Consider the following 15191-nt stretch of genomic DNA (forward strand, 5'->3'; position numbering starts at 1 on the left):
CTCGGCCAATGTGCTTCAGCACGAACTGATCGTGCACGGCCAGGTCAGTCTCGGGCTGTGCTAGCGGAACAATGTCTGTTCGATTACCGAACGAAGGCGGCCCTGACTTATTGAGTAATGGATCCATTAATGAAAAGTTAGTCCCGTCTTACAAAAATAATTACGAGGACTGATCGCCATGCCCTGTCTTACACCTGCTTTCTCCTGTCCACCCACTCCGCTGGTTTCTCCGTGTCGCGCCCCTGCCTCGACCCTCTGACGGAGAACCACCCATGAACAATCAACTGCGCCACGCCGTGGATGCCGGTTCGATGACCCCTTTCCAGTGGACGGCCATCGGCATCTGTATCGTCTTGAATATGATCGACGGCTTTGATGTGCTGGTCATGGCATTCACCGCAGCCTCGGTGTCCGCCGAGTGGGGCCTCAACGGTTCGCAAATCGGCATGCTGCTCAGTGCCGGGCTGTTCGGCATGGCGGGGGGCTCATTATTTATCGCCCCCTGGGCCGATCGCGTCGGCCGCCGCCCCCTAATTCTGGGCTGTCTCGCCTTGTCGGGTGTCAGCATGATCCTGTCCGCGTACAGCCAGAGCCCGACCCAGCTGGGTCTGCTGCGCATGATCACCGGCTTGGGCATTGGCGGCATTCTGGCCAGCAGTAACGTCATCGCCAGCGAGTATTCGAACACCCGTTGGCGTGGGCTGGCGGTGAGCCTGCAGTCGACCGGCTACGCGCTGGGTGCCACCCTCGGCGGCATGATCGCCATTTACCTGCTCGGCCAGTTCGGGTGGCGCGCGGTGTTTCTCTTCGGCGGTCTGGCCACCCTCATCGCCATTCCGCTGACGATCGTCTATCTGCCCGAATCCATCGATTATCTGATCGCCCGTCGCCCCGCTGACGCACTGTCACGCCTGAACAAGCTAGCCCTGCGCCTCGGGCAGGCTCCGCTCAGCGCGATACCGGTCGGCAGTGCGTCCCCGGCCAACGCTGCAGGCACCTTCAAGCGCTTGTTCGCGCCGGACCTGCGCAACAGTACCCTGCTGTTGTGGATGGCCTTTTTCCTGGTCATGTTCGGTTTCTACTTTGTCATGAGCTGGACGCCGAAACTGTTGGTCTCCGCCGGGCTGTCGGCAGAGCAAGGTGTGACGGGGGGCGTGCTCCTGAGTGTCGGTGGCATCTTCGGCTCCACCCTGCTCGGCCTCGGCTCAGCCCGTTTCAAGCTCCACCACATCCTGGCCCTGTTCATGGTGGTCACAGCCGTGCTGCTGGCTCTGTTCGTCGGCACGACATCCAACCTGACAGCGGCATTTGTCATCGGCGCCCTGATCGGTCTGTTCGCCAATGGTTGCGTAGCCGGGTTGTATGCCAGCTCACCACTGATCTATGACGCCTCGGTGAGGGCCACCGGGGTAGGCTGGGGGATCGGTATCGGCCGCATCGGCGCAATCATCTCGCCGCTGGTTGCAGGCCATCTGATTGATGCCAACTGGCACCCCAGCCAGCTGTATATCGCCTATGGCATGGTATTCCTGGCTGCCGCCTGCATCGTAATGCTCTTCCGTCTACCCGCATCCCGGCCTACGGCTGAGTTCGCCTGACGGCCAAGGTCAGGCCCCAAGCGGTTCGCGTATCGATTTGCGCTGCCGGAACGAGGTCTGAGCCGGAATGCTGCAAAGCAAAGGGCCTGCCTGATGGAACCGGGGGATCACTCTCCCGACACGACCAGGCAGACCTCGGTCATAGCTCACGACGAATGGCTTACACGCTAAACCCGTACAGATCCCACTCGACCTCAGTGACATGCAACGCAAGGCGCTGGTACTCCGCACGTTTGACGGCGACAAAGGCCTGATGCAGCGGCAGCCCTAACACCTCCCGCATGAAGGAGGAGTCTTCCAGGCGGTCGATTGCCTCCAGCCAGCTTCTGGGCAAGTCACTGATCTGGGCATCGTTGTAGCTGTTGCCCTCTGCCGCCGGCCCTGGATCGCATCTCTCCTCAATCCCCCGGAGCGCACCCGCCAGGGTGACGGCCGCCACCAGATAAGGGTTGGCATCCACCCCCGCCACCCGGTGCTCGAAATGCCGCGCCTTGCCGGATGTATTGGGCACCCGGATGGCCACCGTACGGTTCTCGAACCCCCAGGTATCGGAGGCTGGAGAATAGAGCACCGAGGCAAAACGCCGCCAAGAGTTGAGGAAGGGAGCCAACACCAGCATGGTATCGCCGATGGTCCGGCGCACACCGCCAATCGACTGCAGCATCAACGTACTCAGTGCGCCCTCTGCTGTATCGGCGTAGAGGTTTTCACCTGCCGGGTTTTCCAGCGAGAGATGCAGATGCATCCCGGAGCCCGCCTCCTGGCCAAAGGGTTTGGCCATAAAGCAGGCCTCCATGCCGAAACGCCTGGCTGCCGAACGTACCAAACGCTTGGCGATCACCAGGTCGTCGGCGGCGCGCATCAGATCACGGTAGCGGATAGTGAGTTCGTACTGGCCAACCGCGTACTCGGAGATCACCGACTCCAGCGGTATGCCCAGATGTTCGGCACCTTCGTAGATCATCTCGAAGAAGGGTGCCATTTCATCCAGCTCATCGACCGACATGGTGTTGCGATTCAGCGAACGTCGACCGGTCAAGGCATAGCGTGCAGGCTGGTAGGCACCTCGCGCATCGCGCTCACGATCAACCAGGTAGAACTCCAGCTCGAAAGCCCCCATGGGCGAGAAACCCAACGCCTGTGCAGCCTCAACATGACGCACCAGCGCCTGACGCGGATCGGCAGTGAACGGTGAGCCATCCGCCTCGAACATACTGACCAGAACCTGCCCCCGCTTGGCATGGGGCAACACCCCAAGCGTGCCGGGTATCGGCCAGCAGCGCTTGTCACCGCCGCCGTCATGCAATACCTGGCCCGTATCGCCCACATCATCTCCCGCCACGTCCTGCCCGAACATCGAAGCGGGGATGGGGCGACCGCTGAGATAGAGCGCATCAAGCTCATGCCGGCGAATGGTTTTGCCACGCCCGATGCCATGGCAGTCGGTCAGTACCACATCGATACCCTGCACATCCGGGTACTTCGCGAGGAACGCATGCACCTCGCGCAGCTCTGCCCCTGTGGGCGATTTAACGTTCATTCGAACTAACCCTGAAGAGTGGATTAAAACAGCGCCTTACTTCGCCAACCCCAGGCTACGCACATGGGCGTAAGTCAGATCGAGCACCTTGTACACCGTGGCCATCAGTTCGTCTGCCTCGGCATGAGTCAGGGAGAACGGTGGCGCAATGACCATGCGATCACCGACAGCGCGCATGATCAAACCGTTGTTAAAGGAAAAATCACGGGCCACCAGACCAATCTTGGCCGCCTCGGGGAAGGTAGTGCGGGCAGCCTTGTCGGCGGCAAACTGGAATGAACCAATCAGACCTTCCATCACCGCTTCGCCTACCAGTGGATGATCGCTGAGGGCTTTCCACTTGCTCTGCAGGTATGGCCCGATATCGTCGTGCACACGCTCTACCAGCTTCTCGTTTTGCAGAATGCGCAGGTTGGCAATGGCTGCCGCGCAGGCTGCCGGATGACCGGAGTAGGTAAAGCCGTGGGCGAACTCATCGCCAAGCTCCAACAGCACAGAAGCCACACGATCAGAGACCGCCACCGCACCCATTGGCACGTAGCCCGAGGTAATGCCCTTGGCCAGGGTCATGAAATCCGGCTGGGTGCCCATCAGCTCACAACCGAACCAGTGCCCGGTACGGCCAAAGCCACAAATGACCTCATCGGAAATCAGCAGGATGTCGCGCTGTTTGAGGCCTGCAGCAAGCTCCGGCCAATAGGTGCTTGGCGGGATGATGACACCGCCTGCGCCCTGGATCGGCTCAGCAATCATCGCCGCCACCTTGTCAGTGCCAAGCTGATCAATCAGCTCAAGGGTCTGCCTGGCGACATGGCGACCGAAGGTGTCCGGGTCCATATCGCCACCGTTCGCCCACCAGAAGGGTTGTGGCCCGTGCACCACACCCGGGAGCATGCCCTGCTGCTGCATGGCCCCGAAACCGCCCAGGGAAGCCGCTGCGATGGTAGAGCCGTGGTAACCGTTAGTGCGCCCGATGATGACCTGCTTTTCCGGCTTGCCAAGCAGTTGCCAGTAATAACGCACCAGACGAATGATGGTGTCGTTCGATTCAGAGCCAGAGCCGGTGTAGAAAAACCGCTTGAACTGGGGCGGCGTCAGCTCGGCGAGCATCTGCGACAGCTCGACCACGGGCGGGTGGGTGGTATTGAAGAAGGTGTTGTAAAACGTCAGATCCTTCAGCTGTTGCGCGACCGCATCGGCGATGTCGGTGCGGCCATGGCCAACCGCAACACACCACAGCCCGCTCATGCCGTCGAGGATGCGGTTGCCATCGGTATCGCGCAGGTAAACCCCCTGAGCCGACTCAATAACTCGAGCACCGCGTTCATTCAACGCGCGGGTATTGGTGAAGGGGTGCAGGTGATGCTGGGCATCCAGGGATTTAAGCGCTTGGGTGTTCAGAGAAGTGCTCATTGATCTACTCACTGTTCAATAAGGGGCCGTGCGATTGACGGTTTTAACGACTGAAGTGTTTACGGCTGCAACCTGTGAAACGGCATCAGCCCGGGGGCGCAGGGCCTGCATAACGTTCCGTCGGCATGTCCATCACCCGGCAAACACGTAGGAGGTTTTACTCGATGTATAGAACTCGGCCGCGGCGCGCCCTTGTTCTCGGGGGCCGAAACTGCTGCCTTTGCTGCCACCGAATGGCACGTGGTAATCCACCCCAGCCGTTGGCACATTGACCATCACCATGCCGCTCTGTACGCGACGGCGGAATTCACGGGCGTAACGCAGGCTGCGGGTACAAATGCCTGCGGAAAGACCAAACGCGGTGTCGTTGGCGACATGCAAGGCCTCGTCGAAGTCCGAGACCTTGATGACACTGGCACAAGGGCCGAAGATCTCTTCCTGACAGACCCGCATCTCGGAGCGCGCACCCAGAAATAACGCCGGGCGTTGAAAAAATCCCTGGGTCGATAGCGCCAGTCGTTCGCCCCCACGCACCTCGCAGCCTTCCGCAGCCGCCAGATCGACATACGCCAGGTTGCTGGCCAATTGTTCGGCCGACACCACAGGACCGATCTGGCTGTCAGGTGCCAGTGCATGGCCAACTTTCAGGGCGGCGACCTGCCGTGACAACTCATCGACAAAGGCATCATGGATCGAGGCATGCACGATCAGTCGCGAGGACGCGGTGCAGCGCTGGCCGGTAGAAAAGAACGAGCCATTCAGCGAGGCCGATACGGCAACCTCAAGGTCGGCATCCTCCATGATCACCATGGGGTTCTTGCCACCCATCTCCAGTTGCACCCGCTTCATGCCAGCAGCAGCGCTCTGGGCTATTCGTCTACCTGTGGGCACCGAGCCAGTGAAGGACAGCGCCTTGACATGTGGATCATCCACCAGCGCGGCACCGACACTGGTACCCGGCCCCATGACCAGGTTGAACACTCCAACAGGGCAACCCGCATCCGCAATGATGCGTGCCAGAAGACGCGCCGTACCGGGCGTCAGCTCAGCGGGTTTGAGTACCACGCTGTTGCCGTAGGCCAGAGCTGGGGCCACCTTCCAGGCAGGAATGGCGATCGGGAAATTCCAGGGTGTGATGAGCCCAACCACCCCGAGCGGCTCGCGGACCACCTCGATATCGATACCCTGGCGTACCGAGGCAATCGCATCGCCGGCAACCCTCAATGCCTCGCCGGCATAGAAGCGGAAAACCTGGGCGGCACGGCGCGTTTCGGCAATCGCCTCGGCGAGAATTTTCCCCTCCTCACGCGCCAGCATCGTGGCGACCTCGGTTTCCCGTTTGGCAATGCCTCGCGCGATTCGGTGCAGCAAATCGGCGCGCACCTGCGGCCCCGCCACAGCCCAGGCGCGTTGTGCCTCCGCAGCGGCGGCACAGGCATCGGCTACATCCTCGGGGCTGGCGATCGCATAGAGGCCGATCAGGTCATCGAGATCGGAGGGGTTACGGTTCTCCATGACCCCTGCCCCTTCCCACCAGGCACCCGCTACAAAATTACGCTGAATACGCGACATTTCAGATTGCTTCTCCCTGATATAAGCGCACCGATTCACTGTGCGGAGGTGCCGCCATCTACGGGCACCAAAGCCCCGGTCATAAAGCTGGCATCGCTGGAAGCGACGAACGCCACAGCCTTGGCCACCTCACCGACATGGGCCACACGGCCCATGGGAATGCTCGCGGCCAGGGCCTGAACCTTCCACTCGCGGTCATCGCCTTCGTAAGCCAGATCGAGCATGGGTGTGTCGGTATCGGATGGGCACACCGCATTCACCCGCACCCCTTGGGTGGCGTAATCCAGGGCCATGCAGCGCGTCAATTGAGTCAGGGCTGCCTTGGATACGCAGTAGGCCGTTGCGCCTTTGGCGCCCATCAACGCCCAGTCCGAGGCCACGTTGACGATCGAACCGGATGCCTGCTTGAGCATGCTCGGCAACACTTCGCGTGATAGACGAAACGCCGCTGACACGTTGAGATCCAACACCTGGTCCCATTGCTCGTCGGTGCACTCCAAGGCGCTGCCGTTAATCAGCATGCCGGCATTGTTGACCAGTACGTCGATGCGCCCGAAGGACTCGAGCGTGGCCTGAACGATGCCCCGCGGTGCGTGCGGATCGGTAAGGTCCGCAGCGAAAAAGAGTGCCCGTGCGCCCCGTTCAGCGAGCGCCATGGCGAGCGCATCGCCCTTCGCTTGGTCACGTCCGACCAGCACCAGCACGGCACCCTTGCTCGCCAGTTCCTCGGCAACCGCTCGGCCGATACCCGACGTGGCGCCGGTAACAATGCACACCTGATCCTGAAACAACATCGGCAACTCTCCTGGTGAAATGAATACGTCAAACCCCAAGCAATGCATCCAGCTCCGGCCGCGCGCTGTCGAGCGCCCTGGCATAGGCCTCGACGCCACGGTCAATTTGCGCACGGGTGATACTCAGGGGCGGCGAGAAGGAATTGACGTGCCCGAACGGCAACGCGCGGGTCAGCACACCCGCCGCTTTGGCATGCCGGGCGACGATACGATGGGGAGCTTGATGTGCTGCGAACGGCGTGCGGGTGGCGCGGTCTGCGATGAACTCCACCCCGACCATCAGACCGATACCGCGGATATCGCCGACATAGGGGTTGTCCCCAAGACGAGTCTGCAACGCGTCCAGTAGATAAGGCCCCAGGCATGCCGCATTCTCGACCAGCGACTCACGCTCCATCAGATCAAGATTGGCCAAGGCCACCGCACACCCCACGGGATGACCGGAATAAGTGAAGCCGTGCATAAAGGTGCCGACCGTTGGCGATGCCGCCTCGAACACGGACCACATGCGCTGCGAAACAATCGAGGCAGAAAGCGGGAAGTAGGCGCTGGTCAGCCCCTTGGCGAGGGAGACGATGTCCGGGCGCAACTGATAGGCCCCGGTGCCAAACCAATGACCCGTGCGGCCAAAACCGGTAATCACTTCATCGACAATCAGCAAGATGTCGTGCTGGTCCAGCAATGCCTGCACTTTCTCAAAATACCCGGCAGGCGGCAGCAGCACGCCGCCGGTGCCCATCACCGGTTCGGCGATAAAGGCCGCGATGCTGTCGGCACCCTCGCGCACGATTAGCGCCTCAAGATCAGCGACCATACGACTGCAGAAGTCCGCTTCACTCTCCCCGGCCTGGGCGAAGGCGTAATGATGCGGGCAGGAGGTATGCAACACCCCTGAAAGGGGCAAATCGAATGCCTTGTGATAGGACTCGATTCCGGTGAGGCTGCCACTGGCCAACGTGACCCCGTGGTAGCTGCCGATACGCGAAATGATCTTCTTCTTGGCCGGCCGGCCCCGCAGGTTGTTGTAGTAACGCACCATTTTCACCGCCGTGTCATTGGCATCCGACCCCGACGTGCCAAAGAACACCCGCGCCATCTGCGGGGCATTGGCCTTTTCCCGAAACAGGTTCAGCAGGCGGTCGGCCAGGCGGATGCTCGGCTCCGATGCAGCAGAGCCAAACAGGTGCTGGAAGCTCAATTGCTTCATTGCCTGAGAGGCCGCATCGGCCAACTCGGTACGGCCGTAGCCGACGTTCACACACCACAGGCCTGCGCCCATATCGAGCAACTCACGGCCCTGATCGTCGGTGATCAAAGCGCCCTCGGCATGGGCATAAATCGCCGGACCATCGCGCAGGTGATCGGCAATTGACGTCAGGGGATGGAACAGGCTCTGGCGATCCATCTCGGCAAGGTCGGGCGTATTAGCGAAGGGCATGGCGAAGTCCTGTCTGGATCGAGTCAAAGAGAGCCGCACACGGCTGATGATTGAAGAAGCGCACGCAGGCTGCGGATCGCGCAGCCGGGCGTGGTCAACACCGGAACACTGACCACGGTTTGCACCGCCGCAGCAGCGCGAGCCAGGGAGAACTGTCCCAGCACCAGCGCATCCACAGCACCCAGCCCGCGACAGGCCTGGGTCGCGAGCAGGTCATGACGCTCACCGTCACCGGCCTTGAGCGCAGCAAGGGCGCCTTCCGCCAGAATCGGCACCACGCTGATCGTGCGGCCACGGGCACGCCCCATCGCCAGCAGCTCATGGCGCAGAGCGTCCAGTGAAGGACCGTAGGTGACGAGCAAAGCAATCCGGTCGCCATGCTCAAGGGCTTCGTCAAAAGCGGCTTCATTCGGGCGCAATACCGGTACCGGCAAGCTCGCTTTGAGCGCATCAATGGCTGGGCCGAAGGCCGAGCAGGTGAAGAGGATCGCCTGGGTTTTGCCCGCCCGGCCATCGTGGCTCAGGCAGTAGCGGGCCAGAGTCTCAAAACGCGTCATCATTGAAGGCTCAAGTTGGCCCGCGTGTGCCAGGTCGATGGCCAGCGAGGTATCCAGCACATCGAAGCAGAAGGCTTCAGGCCAGCTCTCGGCGAACGCCTTGCGCGCCGGCAATACCGACTCTTCAAGTGCATGGATCAGCGCGATACGTACAGTCTCGGGAGCCGACATCAGCCTCTCCCCCGAGCCTGTAGCGCCTTGATCAGCAGCGCATCACGCTCGGCTTCCAACTCGCTGACCGAACGCCCCGCCGCTTCTTCATTAACGCCATGTATCAACGCCTCACACACCGCCTCCGTCAGCTGCGGCGTACCCAGCGATGCCCAGCGCCGCGCCTGGCTTGGTCCCAGGTGGCGCAGATAATGAGCCATGCCTCCCTGACCACCGCCAAGGTGATAGGTCATATGTGCGCCCATCACCGACCAGCGCAGACCTGGGCCGTGCATCAAGGCGGCATCCACGTCGCCTACCTCGGCGATCCCTTCGGCAACGATATGAACAGCCTCACGCCACAAAGCAGAAGCAAGACGATTGGCAATATGGCCAACCGCATCCTTTTTCAGGCGAACAGGCTTACGCCCAAGCGAGCGATAGAAAATCTCCGCCTGCTCGAGAGAGCGCTCGGAAATACCGTAGAGCTCGACCAATGGCACCAAGTGCGGCGGGTTGAATGGGTGAGCGGTGAGCAAACGCTCCGGGGAGCACATGCCGGGAGACAGCTCAGACCATGTGAGGGCAGATGTGCTGGAGGCGATTAGCGTATCGGCAGGAGCCTCAGCCTCAATCTCGGCATAAAGCGCTCGCTTGAGTGGAATGTTCTCGGGCGCGTTTTCCTGCACGAAGGCCGTGCCGCTTACCGCTTCACGCACAGACCCAGCCAACAGAAGACGGCCCCGAGCGCCCGGATCACAGCCCAGTTCAGCCAACTGGCTCAAAGGACGCTCAAGCTTGGCGGCAAAACCGGCCAGCACCTCAGGGGAAGGATCCCATGCCCTGACGTCATAACCATGCGCCATGAACAGAGCCGCCCAGCTCTCGCCGATCAGCCCGCAACCCAGAACCGCAATTGGACGACGTTGCTCCATCCCCGACTCCTCCAACGCCCTCTATCGGCTTGCTTCGCTCGAAAGGCGTTTTGCCAATTTCAATTTTGCGATCGCAGATCACAAATCTCATGCTAGGGTTAAATTCGTACCGATGCAAGCCCCAGGTCGCCGCTCGCCAGGTAGTCATAAACGGATGGATGACGCAGATCGGGCATTAACCTAGGCGTAGAGCGGTGAGCCACTGACTCAATAGGCAGGAATACCTTCTGCTAAACTCGCGGCTCGCCAGAAATCCCAACCGGAGCACGCATTGAAAGAGCCGAATACGCTGGGGCTGGACGCCATTGAAGCGATCCCTCTGCATGAGATCGTCTACCAGCGCCTGACATATGCCCTGATGGCTGGGCAGATCAGGCCAGGACAGAAGCTGACATCGCGCAAGATTGCCCAAGAACTCGGGACCAGCGACATGCCGGTGCGCGCGGCACTGATGAAGCTCCAGTCGCTGCGAGCCCTGGCGCAATTACCCAATGGATCGATGACCCTGCCATCGATGACCCGCGAGCGCTTTCGTGACCTCATGAACACTCGCCAACTGTGCGAGGGCGCCGCTACCGAACTGGCCTCGACACACCTGAGCAGCACCGAGCTGGAAACGATCAAGGCGGGGGCGTCTGCCCTGACACTGGCAGCTCGCAACAAGGACATTGACGATTACTTGCTACGTAATTACGAGTTCAAGTTTCTTATTTACCGGGCGAGCCACTCGGAGTCGCTGATCTTTCTTATCGAAACACTCTGGCTGCAAATCGGCCCATTCCTGCGCCAGTTCGGTAGCCATTTCAATGGCGATCTAGGGCAAATCCTTGACATCGACTTTCACGAAGAGACGGTGGAGGCCTTGGAGCGTGGAGACGGTATTGCTGCGGCTAACGCCATTCGCCGCGATATCGCAGAGGGGGCTAAGTTCCTATTGGAAAATGGCAGATTTGCCAATAACTAAAACTGGGCAAGCTCTTGCGCCCACCTGGTTGCACATTAAAAGTATGCCTAATCGCCGAGGAAAGCAGGCACCACTATTTAATACAGCCCAAAGCAAGCTCCAAGAACCACTTCCTGACCGCGCTCCCCGATGACCTCCGGTGCCAGCCTATTGAAACCTCGAACGCTTTAGGCATAGTTTCAAAAGACAGAACCTTCATTTGGCTTGCCTCGGCTACAGCTAAGGGGACAAAGGCAACCACATCGTTTAGCGCCAAGAAATTACTGAGTGCCGTGTAACATGGCAGCGTGGCTATCACGTTGCGGTTAATTTTTTGCTCTTCCAGAAAAGAGTCTACTGACGTACCAAGATGAGCAGCAGCATTTGCAAAATCAACGTGCGCAAGACCTGACAGGTCACTGATCTTTGTTATTTTCTCTGCGACCTTAGATCCCATACCGACAACGCAGCAATAATAATCAGTTCTTAACGGCACACTCAAAACACAATCATCCATGAATCCAGAAAAGCCGATCACCATATCAGCCTCGCCACTCGCTAGCTGGCGCTCATGAGCGCTTTCGTCAAAATCAACAACCGTGACGGTAACGCCAGGCGCAGCAAGCCTAAGTGCTTGAAAAAGCCTAGGCATTATCGCCAGTTGCGCATATTCATTGGCAATCACGACTATTGATCTGTGCGCCGACAATGGATCAAATGGCGCCTCCTCGAAGATCCCATCGACCTCCGTGAGTACCCGCTCAAAACGATCAGCAAGTTCCAAGGCAAAGTCCGTCGGCTGCAAACCATTGCTTTGACGTATGAAAAGCTCATTTGGAAAAATAGCTCTTAAACGCTTCAGGTAATTACTGACTGCCTGCTGAGAGATACCGGTCTCATGCGCCACTTTGGTTGCACTGCCATAGCGCACCAACTGCAAAAAGATTCGCATGTGTTTAAGGTCTATATCGTCACTCATAAAAATTGTATCCCATACAATCTATACATTATTTACATTGTACCATGCGAATCCTATGATCCCGTCTCTTTGCTTAACGAGGTCATCCCATGAAAACGGTTATCCTGATCGGCGCACAAGGAAAAATGGGCCAGGCCGCCTTGAGTGGATTGAAGCAACACAGGGTTATTACGGCTAGTCGCTCTGGAGACAGCTGTGACTTCCAGGTCGATATCACCGACAAAGACTCAATCAAACAGCTGTTCAAGAACGTGGGGGACTTTGACGCCGTCGTGAATACGGTCGGCCATTGTGAATACGCACCGTTTCAAACAATGACAGATGATCAGTGGCATACAACAATTCAGAGCAAGCTCATCGGGCAGATTAACGTGGTCAAGGTCGGAATTGACTACATCAAAGACAGTGGCAGTTTTACGTTGATTTCGGGAATCCTCAACGTAAAGCCAATCCCCCAAGCCATTGCAGACGCAACCACGAGCGGAGCAATCGATACCTTTGTTAAGTGCGTAGCCAATGAGTTACCCCGTGGTATCCGTATCAATGTTGTAAACCCGACCGTGCTTGAAGAAGCCTGGGATATATACGGTGAGATGATGCCCGGTTTTCAACCTGTACCCGGGCAACTTGTTGGAAAAGCGTTCGAGCGCTCGGTCGATGGTTTCATAACCGGACAGGTACTTTTTGTTGATGCCTAGATTGCTTACCTACCGCTCGTTCGCAGTCAGTCAGTGATCACTTTTAGTCTGCGCTAAGTCAGGCGCATTTATGGCTAGAGAAAGGCTTAGCAACTGCAAGTGCGACGAGTCGTTTGTAGATGTCTTTTTATGGCGCTCACCAACAAAGCTTAAGAGCGCACTGTGCGTCAGCTACGCAAACGGCTCTCGCCGTATCATGGCGCAGGGGTCTGTTACCGTTTCGTGGTGAGCCGCGGTGCTGTGCAAAATCTCGCCCGGCCGGGCGGCGTTCTGCTATGCGGAAGCCCCAAGGGATGGTTACGCCCTTTCCAACGCCTTCATGAACGCATTGCGAGGCTGTTCTCGAAATCTAAGCGGCCTCAAGTTTTAGCGCGACGATACGGAAACAGACCCTGGCTTTCACCCTCCAACCTAGCCCGCCACTGAAGTAGGTTCTCGGCCAATCCGCGGCCCTAATCGTTCTCGTGAAACATCAGCAGCGCCCTCGCCTTACCGATCGAAGACGTTTTTTACTACACAGGTAATAAAAACAGCGTCAGAAAAGCCCAAAAAAGCGAAGCAGATAGTCGCTCATCTGCATGATCCAAACCTGGTTGCCAGCGCCTACGAGAAGATGGCGATACATCCCAGAGAACAAGGTGCACGTGCGATCTGAGCACTGGAATGTTAAGTATCGGACTGACTTGAATGGCAACACCCGGCCTGGCCATCACCCATCTGATACGCATCACTCTCGGCTTTCTGAGTCTGTTTCGTTTTGGCCTTTCTTTCTAGAGTACCGACACTCTCGCGGCTAACGTCGCGGCCACCTGCAGAAAGGTTATGTCGATGCCAAACGCTGCCTCTCAACCGGCCTATAACTACAAGGTCGTTCGCCAATTCACATTGATGACCATCGTTTGGGGGGTGCTGGGCATGTGTACCGGCGTGCTCATCGCCGCCCAGCTGGTGTGGCCGGCGCTCAATTTCGACACCCCCTGGCTCAGCTTCGGTCGGCTGCGCCCCCTGCACACCAGCCTGGTAATCTTCGGTTTTGCCGGCAGCGCGCAATTCGCCGCCAGCTACTACGCCGTACAACGCACGTGCCAGACAAGACTGTTCTCGGAAGGGCTTACCGCTTTCACTTTCTGGGGTTGGCAGCTGACCATCCTGATCATGCTGGTAACGCTGCCCATGGGGCTGACCACGACCAAGGAATATGCCGAGATTGAGTTCACCGGCGCCGTGTGGATGGCGATTGTCTGGGTGGTTTATGCGATCGTCTTCTTCACCACCCTGACCCGGCGCAAAACACGTCACATCTATGTGGGTAACTGGTTCTTCGGCGCGTTCATTCTGGTTATTGCGATGCTGCACGTCGTCAACCACCTGGCCATTCCAGTCAGTTGGTTCAAGTCATACCCCATCTATTCCGGTGCCACCGACGCCATGGTCCAGTGGTGGTACGGCCACAATGCTGTTGGCTTTTTCCTCACCACCGGTTTTCTCGGGATGATGTACTACTTCGTGCCCAAGCAGGTGAACCGACCGGTTTACTCCTATCGCCTATCCATCGTGCATTTCTGGGCATTGATCACCCTGTACATCTGGGCCGGCCCGCATCACCTGCATTACACCGCGCTGCCGGATTGGGCCCAGAGCCTCGGCATGGTGATGTCGATCATCCTTTTGGCACCCAGCTGGGGCGGCATGATCAACGGCATGATGACCCTGTCCGGCGCGTGGCACCTGCTGCGTAGCGATCCTATATTGCGCTTTCTGGTGGTGTCCTTGGCGTTCTACGGCATGTCCACCTTTGAAGGCCCGATGATGGCTATCAAGACCGTCAACGCACTGTCGCACTACACCGACTGGACCATCGGCCATGTGCATGCCGGCGCCCTGGGCTGGGTGGCGATGATTACCTTTGGCGCGCTCTATCACCTGATTCCAAAGGTGTTCAACCGCGCGAGCATGTATAGCAATCGCCTGATTAACATCCACTTTTGGCTGGCGACAATCGGCACCGTGCTCTACATCGCCTCGATGTGGGTCAACGGGATCACGCAAGGCTTGATGTGGCGTGCGATCAACGAGGACGGCACCCTGACCTACTCCTTCGTTGAGTCGCTGGAGGCCAGCCATCCAGGCTATGTAGTTCGCCTCGTCGGAGGGTTGTTCTTCCTTGCGGGCATGTTGCTCATGGCTGCCAATACCTGGCTCACCCTGCGCAACCAGCAAGTACAAGCTATCGAAGACCGAGAACCCAGCCATGCCCACTGAACTCTGGGGGCTTATCGTTCTTGCGCTGTTCTATGTTGGCGTACAAGCCTGCCTCGCGCAGAGCGGCGCAGACTCACTCGATGAAGCGGCTATGCTTCCCTTCGCCGATGACCCCGAAGTCGCGCGTCGTGTCGAACTAGAAACAGGCCGCAGCACCACCGGATGCAGCTGCCCAGGTACTTGCACTGGAGCCTGCAAGCACTACGGTGAGCAGGTGTTCTGATTGCGCTGATACTTAATGACGCATCAGTCAAACCCATAGCATGCTGCCAAGCCCTGCTTCAGCGGGACCAAGGCAGCCCATTGGCGCGC

At 58.7% G+C, this 15191-nt stretch carries 13 protein-coding genes; 5 read left to right on the forward strand and 8 right to left on the reverse strand.

Going from position 1 to position 15191, the window contains the following annotated elements:
* Positions 1–272 precede the first annotated feature (272 nt).
* Positions 273–1598, forward strand: a complete 1326-nt coding sequence (locus BMW49_RS03970) for an MFS transporter (RefSeq protein ID WP_069515998.1) — start codon at positions 273–275, stop codon at positions 1596–1598.
* Between the two features lie 160 nt (positions 1599–1758).
* Here BMW49_RS03970 and BMW49_RS03975 read toward each other — a convergent pair whose 3' ends face one another.
* The 7 genes from BMW49_RS03975 to BMW49_RS04005 all read right to left on the reverse strand — a co-directional run bounded on the left by BMW49_RS03975 (position 1759) and on the right by BMW49_RS04005 (position 9997).
* Complete coding sequence (locus BMW49_RS03975; protein ID WP_069515999.1) at positions 1759–3138, reverse strand: glutamine synthetase family protein; 1380 nt, start codon at positions 3136–3138, stop codon at positions 1759–1761.
* Between the two features lie 36 nt (positions 3139–3174).
* Positions 3175–4551: an aspartate aminotransferase family protein gene (locus BMW49_RS03980; RefSeq protein ID WP_069516000.1), complete on the reverse strand. Its 1377-nt coding sequence runs from the start codon at positions 4549–4551 to the stop codon at positions 3175–3177.
* Positions 4552–4683: 132 nt separating this feature from the next.
* The gene (locus BMW49_RS03985; protein WP_069516001.1) at positions 4684–6123 is read right to left on the reverse strand and encodes an aldehyde dehydrogenase family protein; all 1440 of its coding nucleotides are present in this window, start codon (positions 6121–6123) and stop codon (positions 4684–4686) included.
* Between the two features lie 35 nt (positions 6124–6158).
* Positions 6159–6917: an SDR family NAD(P)-dependent oxidoreductase gene (locus BMW49_RS03990; RefSeq protein WP_069516002.1), complete on the reverse strand. Its 759-nt coding sequence runs from the start codon at positions 6915–6917 to the stop codon at positions 6159–6161.
* 28 nt (positions 6918–6945) lie between these two features.
* Positions 6946–8355, reverse strand: coding sequence for an aminotransferase family protein (locus BMW49_RS03995; RefSeq protein ID WP_208600954.1), 1410 nt, complete (start codon positions 8353–8355; stop codon positions 6946–6948).
* A gap of 23 nt (positions 8356–8378) precedes the next feature.
* Positions 8379–9083 (reverse strand): aspartate/glutamate racemase family protein, encoded by a 705-nt coding sequence (locus tag BMW49_RS04000; protein WP_069516003.1) that lies wholly within the window; start codon positions 9081–9083, stop codon positions 8379–8381.
* On the reverse strand, positions 9083–9997 hold the full coding sequence (locus BMW49_RS04005; protein WP_069516004.1) for a 3-hydroxyacyl-CoA dehydrogenase NAD-binding domain-containing protein: 915 nt from the start codon (positions 9995–9997) through the stop codon (positions 9083–9085). Before BMW49_RS04005 ends, BMW49_RS04000 begins: the two co-directional genes overlap by 1 nt.
* 271 nt (positions 9998–10268) lie before the next feature.
* Here BMW49_RS04005 and BMW49_RS04010 point away from each other — a divergent pair, with 271 nt between their 5' ends.
* Positions 10269–10961 (forward strand): GntR family transcriptional regulator, encoded by a 693-nt coding sequence (locus tag BMW49_RS04010; protein WP_208600955.1) that lies wholly within the window; start codon positions 10269–10271, stop codon positions 10959–10961.
* A gap of 73 nt (positions 10962–11034) precedes the next feature.
* On the opposite strand, the gene BMW49_RS04015 is transcribed toward BMW49_RS04010, so the two are convergent.
* The gene (locus BMW49_RS04015) at positions 11035–11919 is read right to left on the reverse strand and encodes a LysR family transcriptional regulator (protein ID WP_069516005.1); all 885 of its coding nucleotides are present in this window, start codon (positions 11917–11919) and stop codon (positions 11035–11037) included.
* An 89-nt stretch (positions 11920–12008) separates the two neighbouring features.
* Here BMW49_RS04015 and BMW49_RS04020 point away from each other — a divergent pair, with 89 nt between their 5' ends.
* From BMW49_RS04020 to BMW49_RS04030, 3 genes are all read left to right on the forward strand, one after another.
* Entirely contained in the window at positions 12009–12617 is a 609-nt protein-coding gene (locus BMW49_RS04020) for a short chain dehydrogenase (protein WP_069516006.1), read from the forward strand.
* A gap of 828 nt (positions 12618–13445) precedes the next feature.
* The gene (gene ccoN / locus BMW49_RS04025; protein ID WP_069516226.1) at positions 13446–14879 is read left to right on the forward strand and encodes a cytochrome-c oxidase, cbb3-type subunit I; all 1434 of its coding nucleotides are present in this window, start codon (positions 13446–13448) and stop codon (positions 14877–14879) included.
* Positions 14869–15102 (forward strand): cytochrome Cbb oxidase CcoQ, encoded by a 234-nt coding sequence (locus tag BMW49_RS04030; RefSeq protein WP_083251640.1) that lies wholly within the window; start codon positions 14869–14871, stop codon positions 15100–15102. The genes ccoN and BMW49_RS04030 overlap by 11 nt, the downstream gene beginning before the upstream one ends.
* The last annotated feature ends 89 nt before the right edge of the window (positions 15103–15191 follow it).

It is taken from the genome of Pseudomonas cuatrocienegasensis, from assembly GCF_900110925.1.
Lineage (GTDB): Bacteria > Pseudomonadota > Gammaproteobacteria > Pseudomonadales > Pseudomonadaceae > Aquipseudomonas > Aquipseudomonas cuatrocienegasensis.

What these genes read in the sequence shown, in the direction of transcription:
- BMW49_RS03970 (WP_069515998.1), top strand. Translation starts at nt 273, where the DNA reads ATGAACAATCAACTGCGCCACGCCGTGGATGCCGGTTCGATGACCCCT.
- BMW49_RS03975 (WP_069515999.1), bottom strand. Translation starts at nt 3,138, where the DNA reads ATGAACGTTAAATCGCCCACAGGGGCAGAGCTGCGCGAGGTGCATGCG.
- BMW49_RS03980 (WP_069516000.1), bottom strand. Translation starts at nt 4,551, where the DNA reads ATGAGCACTTCTCTGAACACCCAAGCGCTTAAATCCCTGGATGCCCAG.
- BMW49_RS03985 (WP_069516001.1), bottom strand. Translation starts at nt 6,123, where the DNA reads ATGTCGCGTATTCAGCGTAATTTTGTAGCGGGTGCCTGGTGGGAAGGG.
- BMW49_RS03990 (WP_069516002.1), bottom strand. Translation starts at nt 6,917, where the DNA reads ATGTTGTTTCAGGATCAGGTGTGCATTGTTACCGGCGCCACGTCGGGT.
- BMW49_RS03995 (WP_208600954.1), bottom strand. Translation starts at nt 8,355, where the DNA reads ATGCCCTTCGCTAATACGCCCGACCTTGCCGAGATGGATCGCCAGAGC.
- BMW49_RS04000 (WP_069516003.1), bottom strand. Translation starts at nt 9,083, where the DNA reads ATGTCGGCTCCCGAGACTGTACGTATCGCGCTGATCCATGCACTTGAA.
- BMW49_RS04005 (WP_069516004.1), bottom strand. Translation starts at nt 9,997, where the DNA reads ATGGAGCAACGTCGTCCAATTGCGGTTCTGGGTTGCGGGCTGATCGGC.
- BMW49_RS04015 (WP_069516005.1), bottom strand. Translation starts at nt 11,919, where the DNA reads ATGAGTGACGATATAGACCTTAAACACATGCGAATCTTTTTGCAGTTG.
- BMW49_RS04020 (WP_069516006.1), top strand. Translation starts at nt 12,009, where the DNA reads ATGAAAACGGTTATCCTGATCGGCGCACAAGGAAAAATGGGCCAGGCC.
- ccoN (WP_069516226.1), top strand. Translation starts at nt 13,446, where the DNA reads ATGCCAAACGCTGCCTCTCAACCGGCCTATAACTACAAGGTCGTTCGC.
- BMW49_RS04030 (WP_083251640.1), top strand. Translation starts at nt 14,869, where the DNA reads ATGCCCACTGAACTCTGGGGGCTTATCGTTCTTGCGCTGTTCTATGTT.